33 protein-coding genes and 5 pseudogenes are annotated in these 25,839 nt (G+C 36.8%); 3 read left to right on the top strand and 35 right to left on the bottom strand.

Going from position 1 to position 25,839, the window contains the following annotated elements; translation table 11 throughout:
* Positions 1-18: 18 nt before the first annotated feature.
* From infB to ACLV7H_RS01950, 35 genes and pseudogenes are all read right to left on the bottom strand, one after another.
* The gene (gene infB / locus ACLV7H_RS02120; RefSeq protein WP_411866230.1) at positions 19-2,805 is read right to left on the bottom strand and encodes a translation initiation factor IF-2; all 2,787 of its coding nucleotides are present in this window, start codon (positions 2,803-2,805) and stop codon (positions 19-21) included.
* Between the two features lie 16 nt (positions 2,806-2,821).
* Positions 2,822-3,121, bottom strand: a complete 300-nt coding sequence (locus ACLV7H_RS02115; protein ID WP_001041403.1) for a YlxQ-related RNA-binding protein — start codon at positions 3,119-3,121, stop codon at positions 2,822-2,824.
* Complete coding sequence (gene rnpM / locus ACLV7H_RS02110; RefSeq protein WP_000857560.1) at positions 3,114-3,407, bottom strand: RNase P modulator RnpM; 294 nt, start codon at positions 3,405-3,407, stop codon at positions 3,114-3,116. Before rnpM ends, ACLV7H_RS02115 begins: the two co-directional genes overlap by 8 nt.
* Positions 3,408-3,428: 21 nt before the next feature.
* Complete coding sequence (nusA, locus tag ACLV7H_RS02105; protein ID WP_000032277.1) at positions 3,429-4,565, bottom strand: transcription termination factor NusA; 1,137 nt, start codon at positions 4,563-4,565, stop codon at positions 3,429-3,431.
* 42 nt (positions 4,566-4,607) lie between these two features.
* Positions 4,608-5,087, bottom strand: a complete 480-nt coding sequence (gene rimP / locus ACLV7H_RS02100; RefSeq protein WP_000338695.1) for a ribosome maturation factor RimP — start codon at positions 5,085-5,087, stop codon at positions 4,608-4,610.
* A gap of 126 nt (positions 5,088-5,213) precedes the next feature.
* The gene (gene trmB, locus ACLV7H_RS02095; protein WP_411866229.1) at positions 5,214-5,849 is read right to left on the bottom strand and encodes a tRNA (guanosine(46)-N7)-methyltransferase TrmB; all 636 of its coding nucleotides are present in this window, start codon (positions 5,847-5,849) and stop codon (positions 5,214-5,216) included.
* The gene (gene ccrZ / locus ACLV7H_RS02090; RefSeq protein ID WP_000363019.1) at positions 5,846-6,640 is read right to left on the bottom strand and encodes a cell cycle regulator CcrZ; all 795 of its coding nucleotides are present in this window, start codon (positions 6,638-6,640) and stop codon (positions 5,846-5,848) included. Before ccrZ ends, trmB begins: the two co-directional genes overlap by 4 nt.
* Before the next feature lie 162 nt (positions 6,641-6,802).
* The gene (locus ACLV7H_RS02085; protein ID WP_045591828.1) at positions 6,803-7,414 is read right to left on the bottom strand and encodes a CPBP family intramembrane glutamic endopeptidase; all 612 of its coding nucleotides are present in this window, start codon (positions 7,412-7,414) and stop codon (positions 6,803-6,805) included.
* Between the two features lie 30 nt (positions 7,415-7,444).
* Positions 7,445-7,693, bottom strand: coding sequence for an immunity protein BlpZ (blpZ, locus tag ACLV7H_RS02080; RefSeq protein WP_411866228.1), 249 nt, complete (start codon positions 7,691-7,693; stop codon positions 7,445-7,447).
* 42 nt (positions 7,694-7,735) lie between these two features.
* Entirely contained in the window at positions 7,736-8,425 is a 690-nt protein-coding gene (locus tag ACLV7H_RS02075) for a lysostaphin resistance A-like protein (RefSeq protein WP_411866227.1), read from the bottom strand.
* A gap of 73 nt (positions 8,426-8,498) precedes the next feature.
* Positions 8,499-8,882: an immunity protein gene (locus tag ACLV7H_RS02070; protein WP_411866226.1), complete on the bottom strand. Its 384-nt coding sequence runs from the start codon at positions 8,880-8,882 to the stop codon at positions 8,499-8,501.
* An 82-nt stretch (positions 8,883-8,964) separates the two neighbouring features.
* Entirely contained in the window at positions 8,965-9,369 is a 405-nt protein-coding gene (locus tag ACLV7H_RS02065) for a hypothetical protein (protein ID WP_049537868.1), read from the bottom strand.
* A 460-nt stretch (positions 9,370-9,829) separates the two neighbouring features.
* Positions 9,830-9,949 (bottom strand): PncF family bacteriocin immunity protein, encoded by a 120-nt coding sequence (locus ACLV7H_RS02060; protein WP_411866225.1) that lies wholly within the window; start codon positions 9,947-9,949, stop codon positions 9,830-9,832.
* A 2-nt stretch (positions 9,950-9,951) separates the two neighbouring features.
* Complete coding sequence (blpU, locus tag ACLV7H_RS02055; RefSeq protein ID WP_411866224.1) at positions 9,952-10,182, bottom strand: bacteriocin-like peptide BlpU; 231 nt, start codon at positions 10,180-10,182, stop codon at positions 9,952-9,954.
* A gap of 351 nt (positions 10,183-10,533) precedes the next feature.
* A pseudogene (locus tag ACLV7H_RS02050) lies at positions 10,534-10,818 on the bottom strand (lysostaphin resistance A-like protein); the annotation flags it as partial.
* A gap of 576 nt (positions 10,819-11,394) precedes the next feature.
* Positions 11,395-11,604 (bottom strand): Blp family class II bacteriocin, encoded by a 210-nt coding sequence (locus tag ACLV7H_RS02045; RefSeq protein WP_000483697.1) that lies wholly within the window; start codon positions 11,602-11,604, stop codon positions 11,395-11,397.
* Positions 11,605-11,619: 15 nt separating this feature from the next.
* Positions 11,620-11,870: pseudogene (locus ACLV7H_RS02040) on the bottom strand (Blp family class II bacteriocin).
* 243 nt (positions 11,871-12,113) lie between these two features.
* Entirely contained in the window at positions 12,114-12,317 is a 204-nt protein-coding gene (locus ACLV7H_RS02035) for a Blp family class II bacteriocin (protein WP_198459247.1), read from the bottom strand.
* A 15-nt stretch (positions 12,318-12,332) separates the two neighbouring features.
* A pseudogene (gene blpM / locus ACLV7H_RS02030) lies at positions 12,333-12,588 on the bottom strand (two-peptide bacteriocin subunit BlpM).
* A 250-nt stretch (positions 12,589-12,838) separates the two neighbouring features.
* Positions 12,839-13,876, bottom strand: a complete 1,038-nt coding sequence (locus ACLV7H_RS02025) for a thioredoxin domain-containing protein (protein WP_411866223.1) — start codon at positions 13,874-13,876, stop codon at positions 12,839-12,841.
* Positions 13,877-14,723: 847 nt separating this feature from the next.
* Positions 14,724-14,918, bottom strand: coding sequence for a Blp family class II bacteriocin (locus ACLV7H_RS02020; RefSeq protein WP_049537859.1), 195 nt, complete (start codon positions 14,916-14,918; stop codon positions 14,724-14,726).
* A gap of 57 nt (positions 14,919-14,975) precedes the next feature.
* A complete protein-coding gene (locus ACLV7H_RS02015; protein ID WP_049537858.1) occupies positions 14,976-15,161 on the bottom strand; it encodes a bacteriocin class II family protein in 186 nt (61 codons plus the stop codon).
* Positions 15,162-15,467: 306 nt separating this feature from the next.
* The gene (locus tag ACLV7H_RS02010) at positions 15,468-15,764 is read right to left on the bottom strand and encodes a bacteriocin immunity protein (protein ID WP_049537857.1); all 297 of its coding nucleotides are present in this window, start codon (positions 15,762-15,764) and stop codon (positions 15,468-15,470) included.
* Entirely contained in the window at positions 15,764-15,985 is a 222-nt protein-coding gene (locus ACLV7H_RS02005; RefSeq protein ID WP_411866222.1) for a leucocin A/sakacin P family class II bacteriocin, read from the bottom strand. The genes ACLV7H_RS02010 and ACLV7H_RS02005 overlap by 1 nt, the downstream gene beginning before the upstream one ends.
* Before the next feature lie 192 nt (positions 15,986-16,177).
* Positions 16,178-16,392: pseudogene (locus tag ACLV7H_RS02000) on the bottom strand (hypothetical protein).
* Positions 16,393-16,643: 251 nt separating this feature from the next.
* Entirely contained in the window at positions 16,644-17,312 is a 669-nt protein-coding gene (locus ACLV7H_RS01995) for a CPBP family intramembrane glutamic endopeptidase (protein WP_049537855.1), read from the bottom strand.
* Positions 17,313-17,344: 32 nt separating this feature from the next.
* Positions 17,345-17,512 (bottom strand): bacteriocin, encoded by a 168-nt coding sequence (locus tag ACLV7H_RS01990; protein ID WP_152906313.1) that lies wholly within the window; start codon positions 17,510-17,512, stop codon positions 17,345-17,347.
* A gap of 12 nt (positions 17,513-17,524) precedes the next feature.
* A complete protein-coding gene (locus ACLV7H_RS01985) occupies positions 17,525-17,704 on the bottom strand; it encodes a bacteriocin class II family protein (protein ID WP_411866221.1) in 180 nt (59 codons plus the stop codon).
* A 186-nt stretch (positions 17,705-17,890) separates the two neighbouring features.
* Positions 17,891-18,294 (bottom strand): annotated as a pseudogene (locus tag ACLV7H_RS01980) (immunity protein).
* A 448-nt stretch (positions 18,295-18,742) separates the two neighbouring features.
* Positions 18,743-18,868 (bottom strand): PncF family bacteriocin immunity protein, encoded by a 126-nt coding sequence (locus ACLV7H_RS01975; RefSeq protein WP_045591870.1) that lies wholly within the window; start codon positions 18,866-18,868, stop codon positions 18,743-18,745.
* A 2-nt stretch (positions 18,869-18,870) separates the two neighbouring features.
* A complete protein-coding gene (locus tag ACLV7H_RS01970; protein ID WP_045591835.1) occupies positions 18,871-19,101 on the bottom strand; it encodes a Blp family class II bacteriocin in 231 nt (76 codons plus the stop codon).
* 429 nt (positions 19,102-19,530) lie between these two features.
* Positions 19,531-19,848 (bottom strand): hypothetical protein, encoded by a 318-nt coding sequence (locus ACLV7H_RS01965; RefSeq protein WP_236682220.1) that lies wholly within the window; start codon positions 19,846-19,848, stop codon positions 19,531-19,533.
* A 1,073-nt stretch (positions 19,849-20,921) separates the two neighbouring features.
* The gene (locus tag ACLV7H_RS01960) at positions 20,922-21,140 is read right to left on the bottom strand and encodes a Blp family class II bacteriocin (protein ID WP_024056799.1); all 219 of its coding nucleotides are present in this window, start codon (positions 21,138-21,140) and stop codon (positions 20,922-20,924) included.
* Positions 21,141-21,148: 8 nt separating this feature from the next.
* On the bottom strand, positions 21,149-21,541 hold the full coding sequence (locus ACLV7H_RS01955) for a hypothetical protein (protein ID WP_045591838.1): 393 nt from the start codon (positions 21,539-21,541) through the stop codon (positions 21,149-21,151).
* A gap of 15 nt (positions 21,542-21,556) precedes the next feature.
* On the bottom strand, positions 21,557-21,784 hold the full coding sequence (locus tag ACLV7H_RS01950) for a bacteriocin class II family protein (RefSeq protein WP_045591840.1): 228 nt from the start codon (positions 21,782-21,784) through the stop codon (positions 21,557-21,559).
* 286 nt (positions 21,785-22,070) lie between these two features.
* Between ACLV7H_RS01950 and blpA the strand changes: the two genes are divergently transcribed.
* Genes blpA through blpC form a run of 3 tightly spaced genes read left to right on the top strand, consistent with a single transcriptional unit; the run spans position 22,071 to position 25,808 of the window.
* A complete protein-coding gene (gene blpA / locus ACLV7H_RS01945) occupies positions 22,071-24,224 on the top strand; it encodes a peptide cleavage/export ABC transporter BlpA (RefSeq protein ID WP_045591842.1) in 2,154 nt (717 codons plus the stop codon).
* A 10-nt stretch (positions 24,225-24,234) separates the two neighbouring features.
* A complete protein-coding gene (locus tag ACLV7H_RS01940; protein WP_268719322.1) occupies positions 24,235-25,596 on the top strand; it encodes a bacteriocin secretion accessory protein in 1,362 nt (453 codons plus the stop codon).
* Positions 25,597-25,652: 56 nt separating this feature from the next.
* Complete coding sequence (blpC, locus tag ACLV7H_RS01935) at positions 25,653-25,808, top strand: quorum-sensing system pheromone BlpC (RefSeq protein ID WP_000360258.1); 156 nt, start codon at positions 25,653-25,655, stop codon at positions 25,806-25,808.
* The last annotated feature ends 31 nt before the right edge of the window (positions 25,809-25,839 follow it).

The following is a 25,839-nucleotide window of genomic DNA, read 5'->3' as shown; positions in this document are numbered from 1 at the left end:
AAGAAAGGAGCAAAAATCTTATCGCTTGATTTCTTCCATGATATAGGTCTCAATCACATCATCCATCTTGATATCATTGTAGCCATCAATCATCAATCCACCTTCACGACCGTTTGTAACTTCTTTCACGTCGTCTTTGTAGTGTTTCAAGCTTGCGAGTTCGCCGTCATAGATAACGACACCGTCACGGATAACACGAACTTTAGAGTCACGAGTAACCTTACCGCTAGTAACCATAAATCCACCAATGGTTCCCACTTTAGATACCTTGAAGGTTTCACGGATAACTGCTTCACCGATAACTTTTTCTTCAAATTCTGGGTCAAGCATCCCTTTCATGGCTTCTTCCATCTCTTCTATAACTTTGTAGATAATACTGTGGAGACGGATTTCTACTTCATCAGCTTCGGCTTGTTGACGAGCTTGTGGTGTAGGGCGTACGTTGAAACCAACGATAAAGGCATTTGAAGCTTCCGCAAGGGTCACGTCAGATTCATTGATAGCACCGACTGCCGAGTGAACGATAGTAACTTTCACACCTTCCACATCAATTTTTTGAAGTGAGGCAGAAAGGGCTTCAACAGAACCTTGTACATCGGCCTTGATGATAACGTTAACTGACTTAAGCTCACCAGCTTTAAGTGTATCAAAGAGGTTTTCAAGGCTGACACGTTGGGTAGCTTGACGTTGTTTCATGAGGGCACGTTTTGCACGCTCTTCACCGGCTGCACGCGCAGATTTTTCATCTTCGTAAACGGCAAAATGGTCACCCGCCATTGGCGCTTCGTTCAAACCTGTGATATAAACTGGCGTTGATGGTCCAGCAACCTTGACACGACGACCAAGATCATTGGTCATAGCACGGACACGTCCGAAAGTATTTCCGACAACGATAGGGTCTTGTACGTTCAAAGTACCTTGTTGAACAAGAAGGGTTGCGACCGCACCTTTTCCTTTATCCAAACGAGCCTCGATAACAGTACCAATCGCACGAACAGTTGGGTCAGCCTTAAGTTCTTGGAGTTCAGCCACAAGAAGGACTGTTTCCAACAACTCATCAATGTTTTGGTTAAACTTAGCTGAGATTTCGACAAATTCAGAATCTCCACCCCAAGTTGTTGACATGATACCATGCTCTGCCAATTCACCGATAACACGTTCTGGGTTGGCACCTGGTTTATCAATCTTGTTGATAGCTACGATGATTGGAACGTTAGCCGCTTTTGAGTGGTTGATGGCTTCGATAGTCTGAGGCATAACCCCGTCGTCGGCCGCTACAACCAAGATAGTAATATCGGTAACAGATGCACCACGTGCACGCATAGATGTAAAGGCCGCGTGACCTGGGGTATCAAGGAAGGTTATCTTCTTGCCATTTTCCACGATTTGGTAGGCACCGATATGCTGAGTGATACCACCTGCTTCACCTGTCGCAACACGAGAGTTACGAAGGGTATCCAAGAGGGTTGTTTTACCATGGTCAACGTGTCCCATGATGGTTACAACTGGTGGACGCTCAACCAATTCATCTTCGTTAAGATAGCCATCTTCGACAAAGAAACGTTCGATGTCGGCATTATCCACTTCAACCTTTTGTTTGGCTTCAATACCATAATCCACCATGAGGAGTTCAATGGTTTCCCCATCCAAGGATTGGTTTTGTGTAGCCATGACACCCATCATAAAGAGTTTCTTAACGATTTCAGCTGGTTCACGTTTGATACGTTTTGCGATTTCCGCAACAGTCATACCATCTGTATACTCAAATTCTGTTGGCAATTCGTGGAACTTACGCTCTGTAACAGGTTTTGGAGTCTGGTTACGGTTGTTTTGCTTATTCCCTTTTTTATTTTTCTTGTTGTTATTCCAGTTACTATTTCTTTGATTTCTCACTTGATTCTGACTACTTCGATTCTTTTGTTGTTTTCTAGGACCATCTTCTTCGTGATCATAATCGTCACGTTCTTTGTCTGGTCGAGCTTGTTTTTTACGACGTGTATCCACTGGCGCTTCTTTCGCTACAGGAGCTACTGTTACGGCTGGCTGCGTTTGTTCAGCTAGCTTAGCAGCTTCTTCAAAGATTTCCTCTGGCTCCTTGCGTTTGTTAGCTTGAGCCAAGGCTTCTTTGGCAGCTTGCGATTGTTTGAAGCGCTCCTCGCTTGAGCGTGCGTACTCTGCATTTTGCTCTGCTTTTAGGGCTGCTGCACGGGCTTTAAAGTCAACACGTGGTCCAGCTTGTTTTGGCTGGAAGTCTTGTTGCTGACGGCGATCATTGCCACGATTCCCTTGACCTTGTGGTTTTTTCCCTTGGTCGTTGAATCGGCGATTGTCGCGGTTTCCTTGACCAGGTTTGCCACCATTACGGCTGTCATTTTTCTGACGGTTGCCGTTTTGTTGTTGGTCACGGTTGTTGCCCTTGTTTTGTTTGCGTCGCTCTGCCTGCTCTTTGGCACGCGCCTCACGCTCCGCTTTGAAGTTTCGACTTTGTGGTCTTGCGGCCACTACTTTTTCTTCCTTAGGAGCTGCAGGTGCAGCTGGTTTACTTTCTTCCTTAGCGGCTACTGGTTTAGCTGATGCAGGCTTTTCCGCTTTCTTTTCTACACTTGCTTTTGGTGTCGCAGGTTTTGCTTCTGCTTTAGGAGCAGGTGCAGATTTAAAGCTAGCTGCGATTTGCTCAGCAGCAGCAGCTTCCACGCTCGATGAGTGGCTTTTCACATCCAAGCCCAACTCTTTGGCACGCGCTACAACTTCTTTACTTTCTTTTCCAAGTTCTTTTGCGATTTCGTACAATCTTTTCTTAGACAAATCATGTCCTCCTCTTCTATTCCATAAGAGACCTCATTTTCTTTGTAAATCCAGCATCTGTCACAGCCAAAACCTTTCTCGATTTTCCGACTGCTATGCTTAATTCCAGTGTTGAAAACACGGTTATAACTTCTACTTGATAATAGTCACTTTTATCTTGAATTTTCTTGGTCAGATTGGGACCAGCATCATGGGCTAGAAAGACTAGCTTGGCTTTCTGATCTTGGATGGACTTGACCACCAATTCCTCACCTGATATGATCCGGCCTGCTCGTTGAGCAAGTCCCAAGAGATTGCTTATCTTTTGCTTATTCAAGTCCTAACTCTCTTCTTTTCACTTTGTGATCCACATAAGCGATCAACTCATCATAAAAGCTTTCTTCCACTTCCATGTTAAAGCTGCGGTTAAAGACTTTTTTCTTTTTGGCCTCTAGGGCTTCTGCATTGTCTAGCTTGATATAAGCGCCGCGACCATTGGCCTTGCCTGTCGGATCGATAAAGACTTGCCCTTCTTTGTTCTTGACAATGCGGAGCAAATCACGCTTATCAATCACTTCGTTGGATACAACAGACTTGCGCAAAGGGATTTTTCTTGTTTTCATCTTTCCCTCCTCTAGCAGCTTTTATTCTTCGATCAATTCGTCCGCAGCTGCGTAATCCACTTGACCTGCTTCTTCCATAGCTTCAAACTCACTTGCAGACTTGATATCGATACGGTAACCCGTCAAATGAGCTGCCAAGCGAACGTTTTGTCCACGACGACCGATAGCAAGAGATAGCTTGTTATCAGGTACAACGACCAAGGCACGTTTGCTGTCATTTTCATCAAAGATAACTTGGTCAACCTCAGCAGGAGCGATAGCATTGTAGATAAATTCAGCTGGATCTGCTACCCACTCGATAACGTCGATGTTTTCTTCGACAGGAATCATGCGGTCGCTCTTAGCATCGTAACGAGCTGGGTGGAATTTGCTGGTGATTTTCTTGATATTGGCACCACCTCGTCCAACGATTGTCCCGATGGCGTCCACGTTTGGATTGTGGCTACGAACGGCAACTTTAGTACGGTCACCAGCTTCGCGGGCTACGCTCATGATTTCAACAGTTCCGTCATAAACTTCTGGAATTTCTTGCTCCATCAAACGCTTAATCATCTCTGGGTGGCTACGACTGACAAAGACGTTCACACCACGAGGATTGTCTTCAACCTTGTAAACATAAACTTCGATACGATCATGAGAAGCAAAAACTTCTCCAGGAATTTGGTCTTGTTTTGACAATTGGGCTTCGATGCTGCCAAGGTTGACGTAAATAAAGCGGTTGTCAAAGCGTTCTACTGTACCAGACATGATTTCTTGCTCATGTTCTTTGTAAGTATTATAAGTGATGGCACGTGTTTGCTTGCGCATTTTTTCCATGATGGTTTGTTTAGCAGATTGGGCTGCTACACGACCGAACTCAGCTGGTGCTTCCTCGAACTTAATTTTGTCACCAAGCTCATAGGCTGAATTAATGGCAAGGGCATCTTTCAAGCTGATTTCCAAACGGCTATCAAACACTTCATCAACAACTTCACGAACAGTATAGACAGTAAAGTCACCTGTTTTTTCGTTGAAGTCGATGGCTACGCTGTCTGATTGACCATAGCGTCTGCGATAAGCGGAACGAAGTGACTCTACAACTGCGTCGATGATGTCTTCTTTTTTGATTCCCTTGTCTTCTTCCAAAATGCGGAAGGCCTCTAGCATTTCTTTACTCATGTTCTTTTTACTTTTGAATCCTCAAAAGCTATCCTTTCTTTTCTATAGTTTTACTGCTAAACGTGCTTTTGATACTAAACTGTATGGAATTTGAACGGTTTTCTTACGTGTCTTGTCCATGTACTCCATAGTCAACTCATCCTCTTCAAAGGATACCAAAGTTCCTTCAAAGACTTTTTGTTTATCAATGGCTTGGTAGAGCCCGACATGGATGTATTTCCCAACAGCTCCAGCGACAGCATCCTTGGTTTTCAAAGGACGTTCCAAGCCTGGACTGGTGATTTCTAGGAAATATTGTTCTGGGAAGGGATCGGGCTTGATGGTGTCTAGGACAGGACTGATAATTTCTGTCAGGTCTGCCGTGTCGTTCAAGGTAATTCCTTCAGGTTTATCTACAAAAATACTGAGAATCATGTCACTGCCAATCTTTCCATACTCGATATCCACGAGTTCAAAAGGTGCTTGGATGACAGGTTCTACAACTTCTCTGACTAATTCTACGATTGTTGCGATTGCGTCCACCTCCTCATAAGCAAGAGGCGAAGATATCTCCCCGCCTCTCTTTCTTATATTCTTACTATCAGTATAGCACGTTTGTCAATTTATGTAAAGTATAAGCACTCAAACAGCTGGTTTTCAAGCTATTTCTTAAAATTCTGCTTCAACTCGGTAGATCACTTGACCCTTGTTGGAGAATTTTTGCTCATATTCCGTCATGACATTACCTTCAAAATCACTGGTATGTAAGTCCAACCAAACCCCGTTCAGTTTCATCCCATACTGAGAAAAACTCACCAAGCTGTACTCAAACAAGCCACGATTGTCTGTCTTGAAATGGATTTCCCCATTCTCAGGCAAGATGCGCTTGAAGGTATCCAAGAAACTCTTGTAAGTCAAACGACGTTTTTCATGGCGTTTTTTTGGCCAGGGATCAGAAAAGTTTAGGTAGAGACGATCAATTTCACCGTCTTCAAAGTAGTCTGTCAAATCTGAACCATCTACCCACAGCAATTTGATATTGGGCACTCCAACTTCAAGCACCTTGTCCAAGGCATAACTCAATACCGACTTTTGGATATCAATCCCGATATAGTTGATGTCAGGGTTTTGCTTGGCCATTCCTGATACGAAGGCTCCTTTCCCACTCCCAACCTCAACATGAATCGGATGATCATTTCCAAACAAGTCTCGCCATTTCCCCTTGGCTTCCAAGGGATTGAGGACCACATACTGGGGATTAGCCTCTAGTAACTCTGTCGCCCCTTTACGATTTCTAACTCTCATCTCTTCTTTCCATACTTGTCACGGAAGACACGCAAGGCATAAATCTCCCGGTTTACATTGTCTAAATCTTGATTTTCACAGTATTTGGCAATCTGGTTCAAGTAAGAATACTGACCATACCAATACAATTTATCTAACACTGTCTGATTGTACTTATAGCCGTAGTCTCTCAACCATTGACGCCACTGATGATCTGGAATGTAGTGGCATAGCAAATGCGCCACATCAAACATACGATCCGTCAGGCGAACCGAATCCCAATCCACTAGATAAACGAGTCCACTCTCTGTCTCAATCCAATTACTATGGCGAAGGTCTCCATGCACAATCGTTGCATGATCTTCCCTAAAGCCTGGAACCGTCTTACCTAGTTCAGCAATCACACTATTCAAATAGTGATTCTGCTTCAAGATTTCTGGAACTCCTTGCTGCCAAGAACGTAGCAAATCAACTGGTGTTTCCATGGTATATCCCAAACGGCTCAACTGCTTCATCAAAGGACGAGAGCGGTGAAGGCGGTTCAAGATATTGATAATCTGCTTGCGATTCATATCGTAAGGGGTCAAGATTTTGCCCGTCAGCCATTCCTGAGCACACATATCACGGCCATCTGGCAAACGACGAGTCCACAGTAATTGAGGAGCGATTTGTTCTCTGGCTAGGCCAGGTAGGATTGGAGAGGTGTTCATTTTTACAAAGACGCGCTTCCCATCAGGGTAGCTTCCCATATAAGCTTTGCCGCTCTTCCCAGGGATAGGGGTCAGCGTTAGCTCATTATCACCCAAGTCCATTTCTTTCCTCCGTATAAAGTTTCCTTACTATTCTACTAGTTTTTGGTCTATTCGTCAACCGCTCCACACCTGATTCTCAAAGAAAAGCATCTCAATTGGCTCAGGCTATCATTATAGCTTAAAAAAGGCAAGCACCGTCTTCTGCTTACCTTTTCATGATTTTTAGAAATAAGTTAAAAATGGCAAACTGTTGTAAGACATGTGGACTAGAGTAGAAACCCACAAATTTTGGCTCTTTTTATAAACAAAGCCCAGCAACAAGCCCCCAAGTAGATAATAGAAAAACGAAGGCACATCGTAAGGTTCATGCATGAAAGAAAAGAGAGAGGAAGTCAGTACAAGCCCTAACCAAGAATTTTCAAATATAGCCCCCTGAAGAAGTCCTCTGAACATGAGTTCCTCCTGGATTGGTCCCAAAACTGTAACACTTACGATAAAGGAAAGCGAAAGTCCTTTACTCGTTTCCTCAAGGTGTTGAGCCGAGGCACCAGAAACAACTGAGAAAAAAGCATGATAGCCTATATTTACCAGCACCGTAAGAAGAAAGATTCCAATGAACAGCAAGAGTTGTTTCTTGCTTAAAATCCCAAAAGAAATCATATCGAACCATTTCGCATAGACAAAACTAAGGAAAAGCAAGAGACTCTTTATAATAATGAATGTGTACTGGTGTTGAAAATAATCTCCTTGATTGACGGAATAACCCGCTGTACCAACGATTGCAAAGACTAAAAATCCCAAAAACAAGGCGTGGCACTTATTGAAAATGGCCATAAAGCTATCCTCCTCAACAAACAAACTTCCCTACAAGTCATCCTTGAGCTCTAGTCTTTCCAAAACAAACCATTTTAGTAACCAAAATCCGACCACATAACCAACCCCTAATAATATAGCCATTAAAGCTAACATGGGATTTAGGAAATAAAAGATCACAACAGATATAAAGGTTAGCACAAAAACATTAAAGGCAATGGTGTCAGCAGCCAAGACTAGAATATAAGGTGTCAACCAGTCTAAAGTTTTTGAATCTAGAAAAAATAAGTGTTTATACATGATGAACTCCTCTATTGCTGAAAAGTAAACCTTTTGGTTTTTTCACCCCAAGACCCTATGTAGAAAAGTGAGCAAAAATGGTAAGTTTGCGATGATATTATTAACAATATGAATCGCATAAGAAGGATAGATACTCTTCGTATAACGTGTCAGATAGGCAAATAGAAAGCCCACTGTCGTATAGACAAAAATATCTGCGAGACTTGGCAAGCTAGAAAAGTGAGGCAAGGAAAATAGGAGTGAAGGAAAGAGAAGATCCAGCCCCCATCTCGAATTCTTAAAGAAGGCATGCTGAAGCAGTCCTCTACACACCAATTCTTCCATCAGAGGTCCTAGTACTATTAAAGTTAGGTAAACACCGAACTCCGCAAAATTGGTCTCACTATAGGCAATAAATAAATTCCAACCTTCGTTTGTCCCCTGAACGTGTTTAGCTGTCAGATAGTTAAAGCATATCAGCACGACAGCTACTAACACCGTCAGAACAGAATAGCTCAACCACTTTTTCCTAGGGATGCGAAAGAGATAATCATGGCCCGACCTGACCAAAATCCAAACCATCAAGCCGATAAAGAGAACACTGATGGTGTTTCGGATCCAGATAATATTTCCTACCCAAGACGAGAACTCCCAATAATTGCTCCAAAATTGGGTTGTCCAAAACAATCCAAAAAACAAAAACAAATAAGAAAGAATTGCACTCGTTTTGAAAAGAATAGAGTGTTTTTTCATAGAAATCCCCCTACTATTTACAAGACAACGACTAGCCTAATACCTCCCTTTGTCGGGCTCTACTGCTACAAGATTAAGAGGACAGTTTGCTCTTTTTAAGACTAACCCGACTACTAGATAATAGATATATTAAGGCATTAAAGATAATGAAAATATGCCCGTAAAATAAAATCAACTTCACATCCAAACCAAGATAAAGTTTGGCCATCACAAAGATAAGCAAAAGAATTTGAAACCATATCGTTTTTCCAAAAATAAATTTAAAACGGTTTTGAATGTCTGCCTCCTTGATTTGTGCCGTCAACCCTTTATTGGTAAGAAGAAAAATCCGTGCTTCAAACAAGGCACTGTAGAGAACAAGCCACCCAATCGATACATTAGAGATTTGTAAAAATGTTCCTAAAAGAATATCCAAAATACTACTCAAGAAAATAACAAGAAATAATCTATATTTCATTTTAAATACCTCCATTCACTTATTTCACGGACAGTTTAATAGAGCCTTCTAATAAAAGATTCTATCAGAAGAGGAAGGCAAGCTACTTTTTATAATACTTCAATCCCCAAATGAGCAGAAGCATGATAAGCAAGCAGAGAATAGCACAAATATAGAGAATTAATTGCTGATAGAATTCTTCCGCTGTGATACCTCTATACAAACAAATAATAGACATAAAGCTTGTCAGGCCGATGAACATGAGTTGATTGGTTCTAGGACTAACCAAATCATCGTCTTCAAACTCTCTTATCCTCATCTCCCTAGTGAGATAAACAGTGACCAAAATAGAAGCCAAGTTAATAACCACTAAAAGAAATTGGGAAACTAAGGAAAAATTTAAAAACTGACGAGATAGAAATAGATAAGTAGAGACAAGCAGGGGCAACTGCCCTAGGAACAATCTCGTAAGAAAGATGTTCCGTTTTTTAGCAAGAAAAATTTTCATTTTTTTTGCTCCTTTCTTTTTAGTTAAAGCAAAATAGATCATAACTGCAATCATATAGGCTATAGTATAAAACAGAAGATACCAGATACTTTCCCTAAGCGGATAAAGAAAGATGGACATGATCAGATACAAGGTTAAAATGATAAATATTTTTTTCTTCATAAGATTTCCTCCTAAATGTATGCTTAATCTTAGATAATCTACACCCTTTACACTACTAGTATAGCACTCCTTTTGAGCTTAATTCACCCAAATCATGAATGGTCATCAAAACTTCCTAAATTGTAAAAAAATTAAAAAAAGCAAGCATGAAAAACATACTTTCCTCTTTATATTGTATTGATACCAACTTGTTTGCGGACTTTTCATCCTGCTATCACATATCATTTTGACAGGCTAAACAAAAATAAATTTCTCCCCTGTAAATTAAGCTAGCAAATACAGGGGAGAAATTTATTTTTTAGGGAGTACTATCCGTATCCTTTTTGGGAGATTTTGAAAATATTCTTCTAATTAAATCATCCATATAAGGACCAAATATACCAACTACTAAACCAATAATAAAACTTTTAAAATCCATAATTACCACCAACATGTTACTGCATAGGCCACACCTCCAAGTATAGCTCCACCCGCAGCACCAGTTGCAGCGCCTTGCCATGTTCTTGTTTTAATTCCTAGTTGAAGACCTCTTGCTGCTCCTCCTCCAATACCTGCTTTGGCAAAATCTCCCCAATTGCAACCGCCACCTTCAACGCAAGCAAGCATATCGGTATCCATAATCTCAAATTGTTCCATCATTTTTGTATCCATGACAAATACTCCTTTTTATTTTTAATTTTATCCTGTTGCAACTTTGACAAGTTTAGTATATCACTGTTTATTAATTTTTTTCATCCAAATCTTGAATTGTCATCGAAACGTCTTGAATTGCTCAAAGAGCACAATCTTCCCAATCAACTAATAAGAAGAGACTGGGACAAAAAGATTTTGATTTTAGGAATTCTATATTATAAATTTTTAAAATCGATAGATTAGACAAAAAAGCGAACAAGACAGAATTCTGAGTGTTAGATAACTGATTTTGTTCGCTTTTTATATTTAAGATTAGACTTTTGTCCCAGTCTCTTCTTAAAATCGATAATTATTTTTACTCCACTATTTTTAGCTAAATATCCTGTGTAAAAAAGGCAGCAAAAATGGTGATGTCGCGACAATATTATTGATAACATGCACCGCATAAGATGGATAAATGCTCTTGGTATAGCGGGTCAAACCGGCAAGGATGATTCCAAATGTTGCAAAGACGGAAATATCTAACAAACTAGGTAGGCTTGAAAAATGAGGAAGTGCAAATAAAATGGAAGGAAGGAGCAAATCAAGGCTAAATCGCGAATGTTTAAAAAAGGCGTGTTGAAGTAATCCTCTATAGATTAACTCTTCCATCAATATACCTATTTGTGCTTTAGAGTGTGAAGCCACTTTATCCTCTAAACGTGTTTTACTATAACATTCCTGTTCTTTAAGCCACGATTTCGCTATGCCTTCTTCTCCCCGCTACCTCACGATAGTCAGGTTTGAGAATCGCTATTGAATTCACCGGTAGCGGGTGCACACGGAGGACTTACACATCAAATAAACGTCATGCCCGTCGTACTCAAAAAAGAAAGGACGAAATTAGTCCTTTCTCGATCTTAGCTTTTATTCAACTCACTACAGTTGACAATGAGCCAAAGGATAGTTAATAACCTATTGAAGTGTCAAATGTTGCTAACTCCATTTATCTTCAAATTTAAATAGACACATTATCGGAGTTATCAGTAAGAAAAAATCTAACCAGTTCAGATAATTCATAATATAGGATATAATACCAGCCATAACGAAAAGGTACAAAGCTGTACGATATCCTCTCTTTGGGTTTTTATCAGCCTTGGTGTTAAAAATAATGTACACACAACAAATTGCAATGAGTATAAGCTGAATCATAGTTTCATTTAACATATCAATACCCATTCCTTTTTTAAACTATTTTGGTGGTCTCAATCCATAAGCTAAAATGCCACCTACTATAGCGCCCCCTGTTGCGCAAATCAAGTAAGCTTGAGGGCCTCCAGCAATACAAGATTGTCCTGCCTGAAATGCACCCGACAAGGCTCCTACAACTACATCTCCTCCCAATCCACCTCCAGAAATATTACTTAATTCTTGATTATCTACTATTTTGTAATTAAACATAATTTCTATTCCCTTCTATGGCCAAATATTATCAGCAATTGCAGTAAAAGAACCACCAAGTTTAGCTCCAGCCCAAGCACAGCCAGCAGTCATAGCCCATGTGGAACCACCAGTAAGGAGTCTCCTCCTACCGCACACATAGCAACTCCGATACCTGCTCCATAGACAGCTCCTTTTCCTACTGTTCCCCAATCAGTTCCTCCCTCAATGCTAGCCAGCATTTCAGTATCCATAATCTCAAATTGTGACATCATTTTTGTATTCATATCGTATATAACTTTTCAGTTACGGAACAAGTTTAATATAAAAATTATCAAAAAAACATAGGCAATGAAGAGAAAAAATAATTTATCATAGATTAGAAATAATATGACAAAACAATTCAATGATGTTAATTCAATAGTCTTTTGTTTTTTATCAGAGGTACTTATAGATAGATAAATGAGATATGTTTGGAAAGCGAAGAGAATAATATAGAATATAGCCTTCATAAAATATAGCTTCCATTTTTATGATGTAGCACTATAGGCTAAATATCCACAAATCACTGCTCCTCCAATTCCTCCTATTGCAGCGCCCCATGGTCCTAGAAACTTCCCATATTTCACTCCACCCGCTGCACAACCTAAAGCAGCAACTACAGCCGCTCCTCCGGAATTACCTCCATAGATCTCACTTAACATTGTTTCATCTACATTATAATAAGTATTCATACAAATCTCCTTTTATCAAAATCCACCCGTTGCACCTGTTACTCCTGCCCAAAGAGCCACACCAAATTTAGCTCCTATGTATCCACATGCTCCCATAAATGGCGCTCCAACACCACTCGCAGCACAAATTGCTGTTCCTAAGCCCCAGCCACCAAAAGCTGCACCACCACCTTCTAAGACATTAGTTTGCCAATTATTCTTGCCTCCTTCAATACTGGATAACATAAGTTATATCCATTTCATGAAATTGTTGTATCATTTTTGTATCCATAACGAATACCTCCATTCTAATCTTAATTTTAATTTTTGTCTTGTTGCAACTTTGACAAGTTTAGTATATCATCGTTTATTAATTTTTTTCATCCAAATCTTGAATGGCCATCGAAACGTCTTGAATTGTTAAAAAATTTAAAAAGCAAGCATTAAAAACATACTTGCCCTTTCACTCTTGTCTATAGGCAAATTCTAGCCATATGTTATTACAAACAAATAATATCATTGCACCTGTTTACCATCTATTTTCATTTATGAATTTTTTGTTTCACTTTAATCATTATAGAAACCATAAAAAACGCGACAGCTAGCCGAATCAGTTGGTAACTTTCTTCCTCGCCTGTTTTCGGTAATAATTTTTCATTCGAAGTAATAGATTGGCTTACATAATCAGGCCCCTTAACATCGGTTAAAGGAGTTTTATTTTCTTGAGCAGCATCAAAAATAGGTTTGAGAGTTTCCAATTGATTCTTATTGTCTAACATTGCTAAATCGCTAGATTGAGTAGTTTCAGCTTTGGAAGTTGAGTTTATACTCTCCACTTTCCCGCTATTTTCACTATTAGAATTGGGATTATCATTGGATATTTTCATTTCGGTTCTTTTTTCATCACTCATACCTTTACTTTCACTTACAACTTTATCACTAGTACTCATGCTGTCATTTCTGGTTTTCTCATCATGCACATTTTCAGTTACTGTTTCCTTGGACGATGCTATTGTTTCCGTTTGCTTAGGTGAGTTTCTCGAGTACATATAATCATAAACCTGTTGTGCAGTCGCTCCCCCACCAACCCATCCAGATATCGGACGTCCATTTCTTAAATACAAAATTGTTGGTGTTCCTGGAATACCGACTTTTTTAAATAGAAACTCTCTCGCCTCCCCATCAAAATCCTTACCATCCAAATCATAATACTCTAACTTTTTTTCAATCAAGTTATTAAATTCTTTCAATTTAGGAGAAAATTGACGACAATGAGAGCAAGTTTTTCTACCAAAATAAATAGTATGTTCCAATTGATCCTCTGTAAAAGATTGACGAACAGCTTCAATATCTATCTTTTTAAAGTTCTCAACATTCTGTTCATACTCTTCTGGAGTTACAACGGCAGGTTTATTCTCCACCTTTTCCTTAGCCGGTGGCAAATCTGGTGCCACAAGAGAACTATCATTAGTCTGGATAGATGAAGTAGTAGGCTGTTCTTCTGCATATACAACACCCGTAGTAATAGATGCAAATACAAGTGGCACAAGTAATAGCGATTTTATATTTTGTTTCTTCATAAGAATACTCCTTTACATTTGTTGTCTTTATCTTACCTTATTTAAGATTACAAATTCATATAAATCTTAAATGGTCATCGAAACATCTTGAATTGTAAAATCTTCATTATAAAAGGGTAAGTATTTCAAAAACACTTACCCTTTTTAATTGAGTTGTACCAAAGGTCTATTAAAAAGATGAATACTTGAGAACATCTACTATCATTCTGTTTTTTTACACATTAAGCAAACCAGTTCTATAGTTTCATAATTTTTTCTTACTATGAACGTTCTTTATTTTTATATACTTTATAATCTAATCTATGTTTTATCAGACTATAGATTGTAACAGGAGTACTCACTAGTACCACAATATTTTTCCATAATTCCGTTGAAATCATGAGTACTCTTATACAAAGAAAAAGAGACATCAATATTACTACAACTCGGGCAAATAAATCTAAATAATCTATATACTTTTTCATATCGATACTTCATCCTTCACTTTTATTTTAATATATTATAAGTAAGCAATTTTTTAATTCTAATACTAACTAACATCCCTCCCACTCTAAACAAGAGTACTGGAGTGTTATCTATTGACCAACCTATATTTAAACTATTCAGCAATATCAATATTACTTAGCATAAACTTCAAAAATTTTAAAAACTTTTATAAAAACTCTAAATTTTACATTAACCTATAAATTATCTGTTGTTTATACTCTTCGAAAAAACCTTCAAACCAGATCGGCACCACCTTTCAGTAGGTATATTTTACTGACTTCGTAAACCTTATCCACAACAAACAGTATTTTGAGCTATCTGTGACCAGCCTTCTAGCTTATTCTTTGTTTTTCATTAAGTATCAACTAACAGGGGTAGCACAAAAAAACATATTAGCCGCCGTGCCTACACCAAGCGCACCCCAAGGACCTCCAAATGCACCTCCAAATATAGCGCCTCCTGCTGTTCCTACTACACAACGCCAGTCTCCACCATTAACAGTTGAGAGTATCTCCACATCAACAACTTCAAATTTCTTGATATTATCCTTATTCATTTTTTTACCTCCAAATTCAGTTTAACATCACTATAAATACTAATGTCCAAATAATTATTAACAGTAATAAGCGGCTGCTACCATACCTAAACCTATACCGCCCCAAGGACCCCCAAAAACAGCACCTACACCAATTCCAGCAGCAATTGCAGTTTCACAATCACCAAATTTTTTACCACCTTCAATGCAAGCAAGCATATCAGTATCCATACTCTCAAATTGTTCCATCATTTTTGTATTCATGACAAATACTCCTTTTATATTTTTTATTTTTGTCTTGTTGCAACTTTGACAAGTTTAGTATATCATTGTTTTTTTAAAATTTTTCATCCAAATCTTGAATTGTCATCGAAACATCTTGAATTGCAAAACTTCATAAAAAAGTAAGTATTTCAAAAACACTTATCTTTTAATTTGAGTTTTTTGTCCTGTTGCAACCATGACAAGTTTAGTATAGTACTGTTTTAATTTTTTTCACTCAAATTCAGAGTCACAATAAAAATATTAGAAATATATAAAATATAATTAACATATCAACTATACCATACCCTAGTATCCATATCTAATATTAGATAATTCTCTTAATTTTTTTATCTGATCAGACTGAATTTCAGATAAATGTAGTGCATTTTCAATTAATACATTTGAAATTTCAATGTTCATTCGACTAAGGGTATAAGGAATCGATATACTTCCTTTCTTTAATTCATATTCGTAAGAAATCAATATATTTTTCAAAGGGAGAAGTTGAGAATCACATTTTATATTTTGAATAAGTTCTTCTAATATGATGATAGCTTCACGGCGTCTTTCAACTCCTCCAGAAAACCACTTTAAACCTCTCATTATAGAGGCCCCCCCGAATTCCAACCTGCATTCCCACCTGAAAATCCATTAACAATAGAATTAGTAAGAATTTTATTTATAGCTTCAGGCCAGTTTACCCAGCAACCTTTATAGTTATCACAATATAAACCATTACCGTAGTATATTGTTTTTCCTCCTACTTTACTCGCAAGCATCTCTGTATCCATAACCTCAAATTGTTCCATCATTTTTGTATCCATGATGAATACCCCTTTTCATTTTTAATTTTTGTCCTGTTTCAACTTTGACAAGTTTAGTATATCACTGTTTATTAAATTTTTTCACCCAAATCTCGAATAGTCATCGAAACATCTTGAATTGCAAAAACTTCATTATAAAAGGGTAAGTATTGCGAAAACACTTACCCTTTTATACTTTATTAGCATTAGCCCCTACTTTTTATGATACTTCAAATCCCAAAGGAGCAGAAGCATGATAAGCAAGCATAGGATGGCACCGATATAGGCAATTAATTGCTGATAGAATTCTACTGCTGTGATACCTCTATACAAAGCGATAATAGACACAAAACCTGTCAATCTATAAACATGAGTTGATTGGTTCTAGGACTAACCAAATCATCATCTTCAAATTTTTTCACTCTCATTTCCCTAGTGAGATAAACAACAGCCAAAATAGAAGTCAAGTTGATAACCACTAAAAGAAATTAGAAAACTAAGGAAAAATTTAAAAACTGACGAGATAAAAATAGACAAGTAAAGGAAACTGACCTAGGAACAATCTCACTAGAAGTACGTTGTGTTTTTAGAAATATTTTTCCAGTCTCCTCTCTTATACTAATATATCAAGAAACCGTATGTAACCTCTGCTACATAGCTATGTGACCTTATTAAAAACTTAAGTAGCCAGAAAAAAGAGACAGGTAACAGTAGCATTCATCAAACCATGTACAACTACACAGGAATACAGGTTTCTCCGCTTTATATAGAGACTCCCTAATACAATTCCTGTCACAAGATGCTGAGAAATAATCTCTCCATCATGAGCAAATCCAAAAAGAACAGCTGAAAGAAAAACAGCAAAAATAGGAGAATATTTTTCTAAAGTTCCTAAAATGATCCCTCTAAAGAGCATCTCCTCCAAAAGAGGTTGAGTAAAAGCAGTTGACAACCAGAATAGAAATGTGTACAGAAAACCTCTTGTTTCCAAATGTTGAAAAAAGCTTAAAGAACTTGTATTATCATGGACTTTTCCAAGTACGGTCATGAAAAGTATAAAACCAACTACTAAAACCAGATTAGCCAGATAAGCAAGAACAATCCATTTCAATTCTACCCACTTGATTGGCAAGCAATCTAAAGTAGTCTCATCACCCCATCTCTTAATGAGATATACAAGAATGGTTAAACAAATAAAGAAAGTTAAAAAGAAGACACCAACACTGAACACATCTCCCATCGCTCCGTCATAAAATCGTCTAACAACAGTTAATGGTACAACTTGAATGGCAAAAGTAAGTAAAAAGCAAGTAAGCACTTTTATAAAGATAAAACTTATGTTCTTCATAGTTTATCCTTTCTTTAATGTCTAGATGATTTTTAGCATTGTCCCCTGTTTGTAGATCTGCTAAATCCATCTATGAAACCACAAATTGATCCCAGAATTTGGTCGTAATTAGGAATTATTGGAGTCCACCAAGGAATTCCGCCTCCTTGGACTTGTGTTAGTTCTTCTGCACTTAAAGTTTCAAAGTATTTATTTTTCATGATATTACCTCCCTAGATACACAGTGGACACATCGCATGCAATCTTCTTTGATTTTCAACATACAAATCGAATCCATCTCTTACTAAACCACCTATTCTATACCAGAATCCGTATGAATTATCTCCACCTTCAACGCAAGCAAGCATTTCATTATCCATAACAGAAAATTGTGACATCATTTTTGTATTCATGACAAATACTCCTTTTTTATTTTAATTTTTGTCCCGTTGCAACTTTGATAAGTTTAGTATATCATTGTTTTTTAAAATTTTTCATCCAAATCTTGAATTGTCATCGAAACGTCTTGAATTGCAAAAACTTCAGTATAAAGAGGTAAGTATTTCGAAAACACTTACCCTTTGATACTTCATTAACATCTACTTTTTATAATACCTCAAGCCCCACATAAGCAGAAACATGATAATTAAGCAGAGAACAGCGCCAATATAGGCGATTATTTGTTGGTAGGATTCGGCTGCTGTCATACCTCTATACAAACCAATAATCGAAATAAGACCTGTCAATCCGATGAACATAAGTTAGTTGGTTCTAGGACTAACCAAATCATCTTCTTCAAACTCTCTTATCCTCATTTCCCTAGTGAGGTAAACAGTGACCAAAACAGAAACCAAGTTAATAATCACTAGAAGAAAATGGAAAACCAAGGAAAAATTTAAAACTGACGAGATAGAAATAGTTAAATAGAGACAAGCAAGGGCAACTGACCTAGGAACAATCTCGCGAGGAAGATATTCCGCTTTTTAGCAAGAAAAGTTTTCATTTCTTTACTCCTTTCTTTTTAATTAAAGCAAAATAGATCTTAACTGCAATCAAATAGGCTATGGTATAAAATAGCTGATACCAAATACTCTCCCTAAGCGGATAAAGAAAGATGGACATGATCAGATACAAGATGAAAATGATAAGTATTTTTTTCTTCATAAAATTTCCTCCTAAATGTGTGCTTAATCTTAGATAAGCTACACCCTCTACACTCCTAGTATAGCACTCATTTTGATTTTGAATTACTGAAATCATAAATGGTCATCAAAACCTCCTAAATTGTTAATAAAAAAAGCAAGCACGAAAAACATGCTGGACACTTTACACTGTATTGATATCAACTTGTTTATAAACTTCTCATCCTGCTATCACATATCATTTTGACAGCCGAAACAATATTCAAGAAACTCCCCTGTAGATTATGCTAGCAAATACAGGGGAGGAACTTATTTTTTAGGGGTACTATCTGTATTCTTTTTGGGAGATTTTGAAAATATCTTTTTAATTAAATCATCCATATAAGGACCAAATACACCAATTACTAAACCAATAATAAAACTTTTAAAATCCATAATTACCACCAACATGTTGCTACATAGGCTACACCTCCAAGTATAGCTCCTCCTGCAGCACCGGTTGCAACGCCTTGCCATGTTCCTGTTTTAATTCCTAGTTGAAGACCTCTTGCTACCCCTCCTCCAACACCTGCTTTGGCAAAGTCTCCCCAATTGCAATCTCCACCTTCAACGCAAGCAAGCATATCAGCATCCATAATCTCAAATTGTGACATCATTTTTGTATTCATGATGAATATCTCCTTTTTTATTTCCAATTTTTGTTTTATTACATCTTTGACAATACTAGCACAGCATCACTTTTCAATTTTTTCATAAAAGGATTAAATTATAATAAACGAATTGAATTATTTTAAACGACATCTTCTTGATTTTCTTAAAAAATATAGATTAGACAAAAAAGCGAACAAGACAGAATTCTGAGTGTCAGACAACTCGTTTTGTTCGCTTTTTACATTTAAGGTTGGACTTTTGTCCCAGACTCCTTGAATATAATATTGAGAAAATTTTTTGAATCAATTAATATTAGTCGAAAACATTTCAGTAAACCATTGGGTACTTTTTATTGTTGTACAATTTTATAAAGTTTGGTAAATCACAAATTTTAAGGATACACAAAATAAATAATTACTATTGTAGAAATTAATATAATTTTGTAATTACCAAAATATTTTAATAGGGCTATAATTTGTTCTTAATAACTCAGTAGAATTTGCTAGGTCTGATATCCTACTAAAATCTTTACGAGCTTGTTCAGATAAAACAATTCCCCCTGGAAATAATTCTCGACTAAAGAATTCATAAAAATATCTGAAAGATTGAGCAAATGCAACACCGTCTAATTTCTTTTCAGATACTATTTTACTAACTAGACTATAGGCTTGGAAATATTGTTGTTGAGGTAAGTTCATTTCTTTAAAGCTAGTTTCAAAGTTTACAATTGCATCTAAACATTGACTTCTAAACTGTTGATTCATATCTATACCCTCTTATTATTATCTAGGTCTGTTCCCACCTGCTCCTGCTATTGCCATAGCCATTTGTGATACAACACCATTTACTACAGATTCAACATTAATTTAACAATTACCAGAGTTCCAATTCGATTGCGTATATCGATAACCATCCCTACAAATAGTGTTATCTGAAATATATCCAAATGATGCATACCATCCATATGGAATACCTCCTAGTACTTGATAATTTTATTGTGTCAAAAAAATACAAATATTATAAAATTTAAAAATCTGAAATGATTTGAATTTTTTTTACTCTCTAAAAATGCCTCTGTAATACATAGTAATACCTAATATAGCAATAAACTTATGAATAATAGTATTTGATTCGAATAAAATTTTAGGACTAAAACCGTCATTATAAAACTAATTACGCATATCAAATAACGCTTCATTTGAACCTCAACTTTCTATATCGTAGAAAAAAGATCCAGTTCCTTCACAAAAGGCTATGATAGCTTCACCAAGTTCTATTATACAAATCCCAAAAAGTCTTGAAAACGTCCAGAATGATTATAATCTGATTCCCCAAAATATGATCTAGACACAATTACTTAATATCATTCTGCATTACTAGTTTAATTTGATACAGTGCAAATCGAAAAATTATTAGCAATAATAAAAAGCCATTTCCAAAAAACAAGAAATACATTGCTAAATCACTCTTTAAATAGTATAGAAACCAAATAAGCATCCAAAGTATGCTCATTTTTATAAAGATATTACTTACTATCCATTCAATCTTTAGCAAGAGATGATTAACTACATTCATTATAACATTCTCCATATTTCCATCCTCATCATATCTATAGCTCAATCACTTTACTACTACGTCTCAAAATAATTTATTATTATATACTGTAAGTAAAACGCTAACACTGTACTGGCCCCCAAAGTTAGACAGAAAAATCTAACTTTTGGGGGCCAGTACACACATTCAAATATTAAATTTGGTAGCATTTTATTTTGAAGACAAAATATCAATCAATTCTAATCAATGCAAAATAAATATTCTTCCCACACAAGAATTCTATTTATGAACCGAATACATAACCCCAAAATCCACCATAGATTGCTCCACCAACAGCGCATGCTGCAATGACATACGGACCAGCAGGAGCACAAGACATCGCCGCTTCTACAGCACCTGCCGCCCCCGAAAGAACAGCATTTCCCTCACGTTGTCCTCCACCTAAAACACAGGACAATTCTTCATTTTTTAACTCCATAAAGTGCATATTTAATTTATTCATACGTAACCTCATTTCTTTTTTGAAATATGTAATTCGATATTATTTGAGCAAATAATGTATCCTACTGTGAATAATACTACAAATATATGAGTATAAAATAATACAGAAGATGACTTATAGCCATTTATAACAACAAAGATAATTGATAGTAGTAACAGAAAAAAAGTAGGTGCTGAAATCTTTTTAATAAATTGCTTGTATCGATTAAAGCATAGTTCAGAACTAATGTTTCCTCTCTTCTTATTATGCGTTAATAAGTGAATCAGCAACTCAAAAAACACACTACCTACAGAAAGAACTAAAACTTCGCTTATTGTAACATTTAGAACTATTCCAAGCGCACCTATTATAAAAAAAGACGTAAAAAGAGCTAAAATTAGCCTAAATTCACCACTTTTCATTAACTACCCCCTTTTCTATAAAGATCTAGCGAGAGCCCATATACCTGTGCAATATTGTGCTCCTAAAATACCTCCAGCCCAAGTTCCAGCTCCTGGTGCAATCAAACTACCAATCATTGCTCCTGCTAATGTGCAAATTCCTGTCGCCTGAGCAACTTCCCCTGCACTAACTGTTCCTCCCTCAATGCTAGCCAGCATTTCAGTATCCATAATCTCAAATTGTGACATCATTTTTGTATTCATGATAAATACTCCTTTTTATTTTTAATTTTTGTCCCGTTGCAACTTTGACAAGTTTAGTATATCATTGTTTTTTAAAATTTCTCATCCAAATCTTGAATAGTCATCGAAACGTCTTGAATTAGCTTTTTTTATTTGAAACCACCTCTAAATTTAAAAAAAAAAAAAGATAATTTCTAATCACTTTTTTACCATTCAGGAAGTTTCAATGACAATTCAAGATTTCATAAAATATAAACTTATTATTATGGCATAATAAACTCATCATATTATATGAAAGGAATTGCCAATGACTTCTTATAAACGTACATTTGTTCCACAAATAGATGCTAGAGACTGTGGTGTTGCTGCCTTAGCCTCGATTGCTAAATTCTATGGTTCAGATTTTTCTCTAGCTCACTTGAGAGAACTTGCAAAGACCAATAAAGAAGGGACGACTGCTCTTGGCATTGTAAAAGCCGCTGATGAAATGGGATTTGAAACAAGGCCTGTTCAAGCAGATCAAACGCTCTTTGACATGAGTGATGTCCCCTATCCATTTATTGTTCACGTTAACAAAGAAGGAAAACTCCAACATTACTATGTTGTCTATCAAACAAAGAAAGACTATCTGATTATTGGTGATCCTGACCCTTCTGTAAAAATCACCAAAATGTCAAAAGAACGCTTTTTCTCTGAATGGACTGGAGTAGCTATTTTTCTAGCTCCAAAACCCAGCTATCAACCCCATAAAGATAAAAAGAATGGTCTACTAAGCTTCCTTCCTCTGATTTTCAAACAAAAATCTCTCATTACTTACATTGTTCTCTCAAGCTTATTGGTCACTATTATCAATATCGGTGGTTCTTATTATCTCCAAGGAATCTTGGATGAGTATATCCCAAATCAGATGAAATCAACTTTAGGAATCATCTCAATCGGTCTAGTTATCACTTATATCCTCCAACAAGTCATGGGCTTCTCCCGTGATTATCTCCTAACTGTTCTGAGTCAGAGATTAAGCATTGATGTGATTTTATCCTATATTCGCCATATTTTTGAACTTCCTATGTCTTTCTTTGCGACACGTCGTACAGGAGAAATCATTTCACGGTTCACAGATGCTAACTCTATTATAGATGCCTTGGCTTCTACCATTCTTTCTCTTTTTCTAGATGTTTCTATTCTGATTCTTGTAGGAGGCGTCTTACTGGCACAAAACCCTAATCTCTTCCTTCTTTCTCTTATTTCCATTCCTATATACATGTTCATCATCTTTTCCTTTATGAAGCCTTTCGAAAAAATGAACCATGATGTCATGCAAAGTAATTCTATGGTTAGCTCTGCCATTATCGAAGATATCAACGGGATTGAAACTATAAAGTCGCTCACGAGTGAAGAAAATCGCTATCAAAATATAGACAGCGAATTTGTAGATTATTTGGAAAAATCCTTTAAACTCAATAAATATTCTATTTTACAAACGAATTTAAAACAAGGAACAAAGTTAGTTCTTAATATACTCATCCTATGGTTTGGGGCTCAATTAGTCATGTCGAGTAAAATTTCTATCGGTCAGCTGATTACCTTTAACACACTCCTTTCTTACTTTACAACTCCTATGGAAAATATTATCAACCTCCAAACCAAACTCCAATCTGCGAAGGTCGCTAATAACCGTTTGAACGAAGTCTATCTAGTCGAATCTGAATTTCAAGTTCAAGAAAACCCTGTTCATTCACATTTTTTGATGGGCGATATTGAATTTGATGACCTTTCTTATAAGTATGGTTTTGGACGAGATACTTTAACAGATATTAATCTCACGATTAAACAAGGAGATAAGGTTAGCCTAGTTGGAGTTAGTGGTTCTGGTAAAACAACTTTAGCCAAAATGATTGTCAATTTCTTTGAACCCTGCAAAGGACATATTTCCATCAATCATCAGGATATTAAAAACATTGACAAAAAAGTCTTGCGCCGTCATATTAATTACCTACCTCAACAAGCCTATATCTTTAATGGATCTATCTTGGAAAACTTAACCTTGGGCGGTAATAATATGATTAGTCAAGAAGATATTCTAAAAGCTTGTGAATTAGCTGAAATCCGTCAAGATATTGAAAGAATGCCTATGGGCTATCAAACTCAGCTCTCTGATGGAGCTGGTCTATCAGGAGGACAAAAGCAACGAATAGCCCTCGCTCGTGCTCTCCTAACTAAAGCTCCTGTTTTAATACTAGATGAAGCTACTAGCGGTCTTGATGTCTTGACTGAGAAAAAAGTTATAGATAATCTTATGTCTCTAACTGATAAAACCATTCTCTTTGTAGCCCATCGTCTCAGTATAGCCGAACGAACTAATAGTGTCATTGTTCTTGACCAGGGGAAAATCATTGAAGTTGGGAGTCATCAAGAGTTAATGCAGGAGCAGGGCTTCTACCATCATCTATTCAACAAATAAGGAGAATGTTATGAATCCTAATCTTTTTAGAAGCGTCGAGTTTTATCAGAGACGTTACCATAATTATGCGACAGTATTAATTATACCTCTTTCATTACTGTTTACTTTCATCTTGATTTTCTCCCTCGTTGCTACAAAAGAGATTACTGTTACTTCCCAAGGAGAAATCACCCCTACAAGTGTCATTGCATCTATTCAGTCAACAAGTGATAATCCTATCCTTGCTAATCATTTAGTGGCAAATCAAGTAGTTGAAAAAGGTGACTTACTCATCAAATACTCTGAAACAATGGAAGAAAGTCAGAAAACTGCCTTAGAAACTCAATTACAAAGACTTGAGAAGCAAAAAGAAGGACTTGGAATTTTGAAACAAAGCTTAGAAAAAGCGACTGATCTTTTTTCTGGCGAGGATGAGTTTGGCTACCATAATACCTTTATGAATTTTACTAAACAATCCCATGATATTGAACTGGGTATCACAAAGACTAACACTGAGGTTTCAAATCAAGCTAATCTTGCCAATAGCAGTTCATCAGCCATCGAACAAGAAATTACAAAAGTGCAACAACAAATTGGAGAATATCAGGAGCTGAGAGATGCTATCATAAATAAAAGGGCACGCTTACCAACCAGCAATCCACACCAGTCAATTTTGAATCGTTATCTTGTAGCCTCACAAGGACAAACACAGGGAACTGAAGAGGAGCCATTTTTATCTCAAATCAATCAAAGTATTGCAAATCTTGAATCATCTATCGCAAGCCTCAAAATTCAGCAAGCTGGTATCGGAAGTGTAGCAACTTATGATAATAGTTTAGAAACCAAAATTGAAGTACTCCGCACTCAGTTTTTACAAACAGCTTCTCAGCAACAACTAACCGTGGAGAATCAATTAACAGAATTAAAAGTACAACTAGATCAAGCGACACAGCGTTTGGAAAACAATACCTTAACCGCTCCAAGTAAAGGTATCATTCATCTGAACAGCGAATTTGAAGGTAAAAATAGAATTCCAACTGGTACAGAAATTGCTCAAATATTCCCTATTATAACAGATACAAGAGAAGTACTAATCACTTACTACGTATCATCTGACCATCTCCCCTTACTAGATAAAGGACAAACTGTAAGATTAAAACTTGAGAAGATTGGAAATCACGGCATTACCATCATCGGTCAACTTCAGAGCATTGATCAAACTCCCACCAGAACAGAGCAAGGCAATCTCTTTAAATTAACCGCTCTTGCAAAACTATCTAATGAGGATAGTAAACTCATCCAATATGGCCTACAAGGTCGCGTCACTAGTGTAACTGCAAAGAAAACATATTTTGATTATTTCAAAGATAAAATTTTAACACATTCTGATTAATTTTCAGATAACACTCTAGAACTATTTATTATCTTATCAAAAAGGAGAATCGTAACATGGATAAGAATCAAAACCTAACTTCATTTCAAGAACTAACAACTACTGAACTCAACCAGATTACAGGTGGAGGATGGTGGGAAAATTTCTTATATAGCGTTAATAGATATTCTCATAACATCACACAAGGACTTCATCAGCCAATACAACTATAAAAAAATAAGATCGAGATACAAGAACTCTCGG

Origin of the sequence: Streptococcus oralis, from assembly GCF_965111685.1 — a bacterium.
Classification (GTDB): domain Bacteria; phylum Bacillota; class Bacilli; order Lactobacillales; family Streptococcaceae; genus Streptococcus; species Streptococcus oralis_B.
This window is presented reverse-complemented; position numbering and strand designations above follow the sequence as displayed.

Bases quoted from the DNA above. Each gene is read 5' to 3' on its own strand.
- ACLV7H_RS02025 (WP_411866223.1), bottom strand. From the start codon at position 13,876: ATGAAGAAACAAAATATAAAATCGCTATTACTTGTGCCACTTGTATTT.
- ACLV7H_RS01960 (WP_024056799.1), bottom strand. From the start codon at position 21,140: ATGAATAAATTAAATATGCACTTTATGGAGTTAAAAAATGAAGAATTG.
- blpA (WP_045591842.1), top strand. From the start codon at position 22,071: ATGACTTCTTATAAACGTACATTTGTTCCACAAATAGATGCTAGAGAC.
- ACLV7H_RS02070 (WP_411866226.1), bottom strand. From the start codon at position 8,882: ATGAAATATAGATTATTTCTTGTTATTTTCTTGAGTAGTATTTTGGAT.
- ACLV7H_RS02010 (WP_049537857.1), bottom strand. From the start codon at position 15,764: ATGAGAGGTTTAAAGTGGTTTTCTGGAGGAGTTGAAAGACGCCGTGAA.
- ACLV7H_RS02045 (WP_000483697.1), bottom strand. From the start codon at position 11,604: ATGTTTAATTACAAAATAGTAGATAATCAAGAATTAAGTAATATTTCT.
- ACLV7H_RS01990 (WP_152906313.1), bottom strand. From the start codon at position 17,512: ATGAAAAATAAATACTTTGAAACTTTAAGTGCAGAAGAACTAACACAA.
- ACLV7H_RS01965 (WP_236682220.1), bottom strand. From the start codon at position 19,848: ATGAATCAACAGTTTAGAAGTCAATGTTTAGATGCAATTGTAAACTTT.
- ACLV7H_RS02015 (WP_049537858.1), bottom strand. From the start codon at position 15,161: ATGAATACAAAAATGATGGAACAATTTGAGAGTATGGATACTGATATG.
- ACLV7H_RS01995 (WP_049537855.1), bottom strand. From the start codon at position 17,312: ATGAAGAACATAAGTTTTATCTTTATAAAAGTGCTTACTTGCTTTTTA.
- blpU (WP_411866224.1), bottom strand. From the start codon at position 10,182: ATGGATACAAAAATGATGGAACAATTTGAGATTATGGATACCGATATG.
- ccrZ (WP_000363019.1), bottom strand. From the start codon at position 6,640: ATGGACTTGGGTGATAATGAGCTAACGCTGACCCCTATCCCTGGGAAG.
- ACLV7H_RS02005 (WP_411866222.1), bottom strand. From the start codon at position 15,985: ATGGATACAAAAATGATGGAACAATTTGAGGTTATGGATACAGAGATG.
- ACLV7H_RS02085 (WP_045591828.1), bottom strand. From the start codon at position 7,414: ATGGCCATTTTCAATAAGTGCCACGCCTTGTTTTTGGGATTTTTAGTC.
- ACLV7H_RS01940 (WP_268719322.1), top strand. From the start codon at position 24,235: ATGAATCCTAATCTTTTTAGAAGCGTCGAGTTTTATCAGAGACGTTAC.
- ACLV7H_RS01950 (WP_045591840.1), bottom strand. From the start codon at position 21,784: ATGAATACAAAAATGATGTCACAATTTGAGATTATGGATACTGAAATG.
- ACLV7H_RS02060 (WP_411866225.1), bottom strand. From the start codon at position 9,949: ATGGATTTTAAAAGTTTTATTATTGGTTTAGTAGTTGGTATATTTGGT.
- trmB (WP_411866229.1), bottom strand. From the start codon at position 5,849: ATGAGAGTTAGAAATCGTAAAGGGGCGACAGAGTTACTAGAGGCTAAT.
- ACLV7H_RS02065 (WP_049537868.1), bottom strand. From the start codon at position 9,369: ATGAAAATTTTTCTTGCTAAAAAACGGAACATCTTTCTTACGAGATTG.
- blpC (WP_000360258.1), top strand. From the start codon at position 25,653: ATGGATAAGAATCAAAACCTAACTTCATTTCAAGAACTAACAACTACT.
- blpZ (WP_411866228.1), bottom strand. From the start codon at position 7,693: ATGTATAAACACTTATTTTTTCTAGATTCAAAAACTTTAGACTGGTTG.
- ACLV7H_RS01970 (WP_045591835.1), bottom strand. From the start codon at position 19,101: ATGAATACAAAAATGATGTCACAATTTGAGATTATGGATGCTGATATG.
- ACLV7H_RS02075 (WP_411866227.1), bottom strand. From the start codon at position 8,425: ATGAAAAAACACTCTATTCTTTTCAAAACGAGTGCAATTCTTTCTTAT.
- ACLV7H_RS02035 (WP_198459247.1), bottom strand. From the start codon at position 12,317: ATGAATACTTATTATAATGTAGATGAAACAATGTTAAGTGAGATCTAT.
- nusA (WP_000032277.1), bottom strand. From the start codon at position 4,565: ATGAGTAAAGAAATGCTAGAGGCCTTCCGCATTTTGGAAGAAGACAAG.
- rnpM (WP_000857560.1), bottom strand. From the start codon at position 3,407: ATGAAAACAAGAAAAATCCCTTTGCGCAAGTCTGTTGTATCCAACGAA.
- ACLV7H_RS01985 (WP_411866221.1), bottom strand. From the start codon at position 17,704: ATGAATACAAAAATGATGTCACAATTTTCTGTTATGGATAATGAAATG.
- ACLV7H_RS01955 (WP_045591838.1), bottom strand. From the start codon at position 21,541: ATGAAAAGTGGTGAATTTAGGCTAATTTTAGCTCTTTTTACGTCTTTT.
- ACLV7H_RS01975 (WP_045591870.1), bottom strand. From the start codon at position 18,868: ATGGATTTTAAAAGTTTTATTATTGGTTTAGTAATTGGTGTATTTGGT.
- ACLV7H_RS02020 (WP_049537859.1), bottom strand. From the start codon at position 14,918: ATGAATAAGGATAATATCAAGAAATTTGAAGTTGTTGATGTGGAGATA.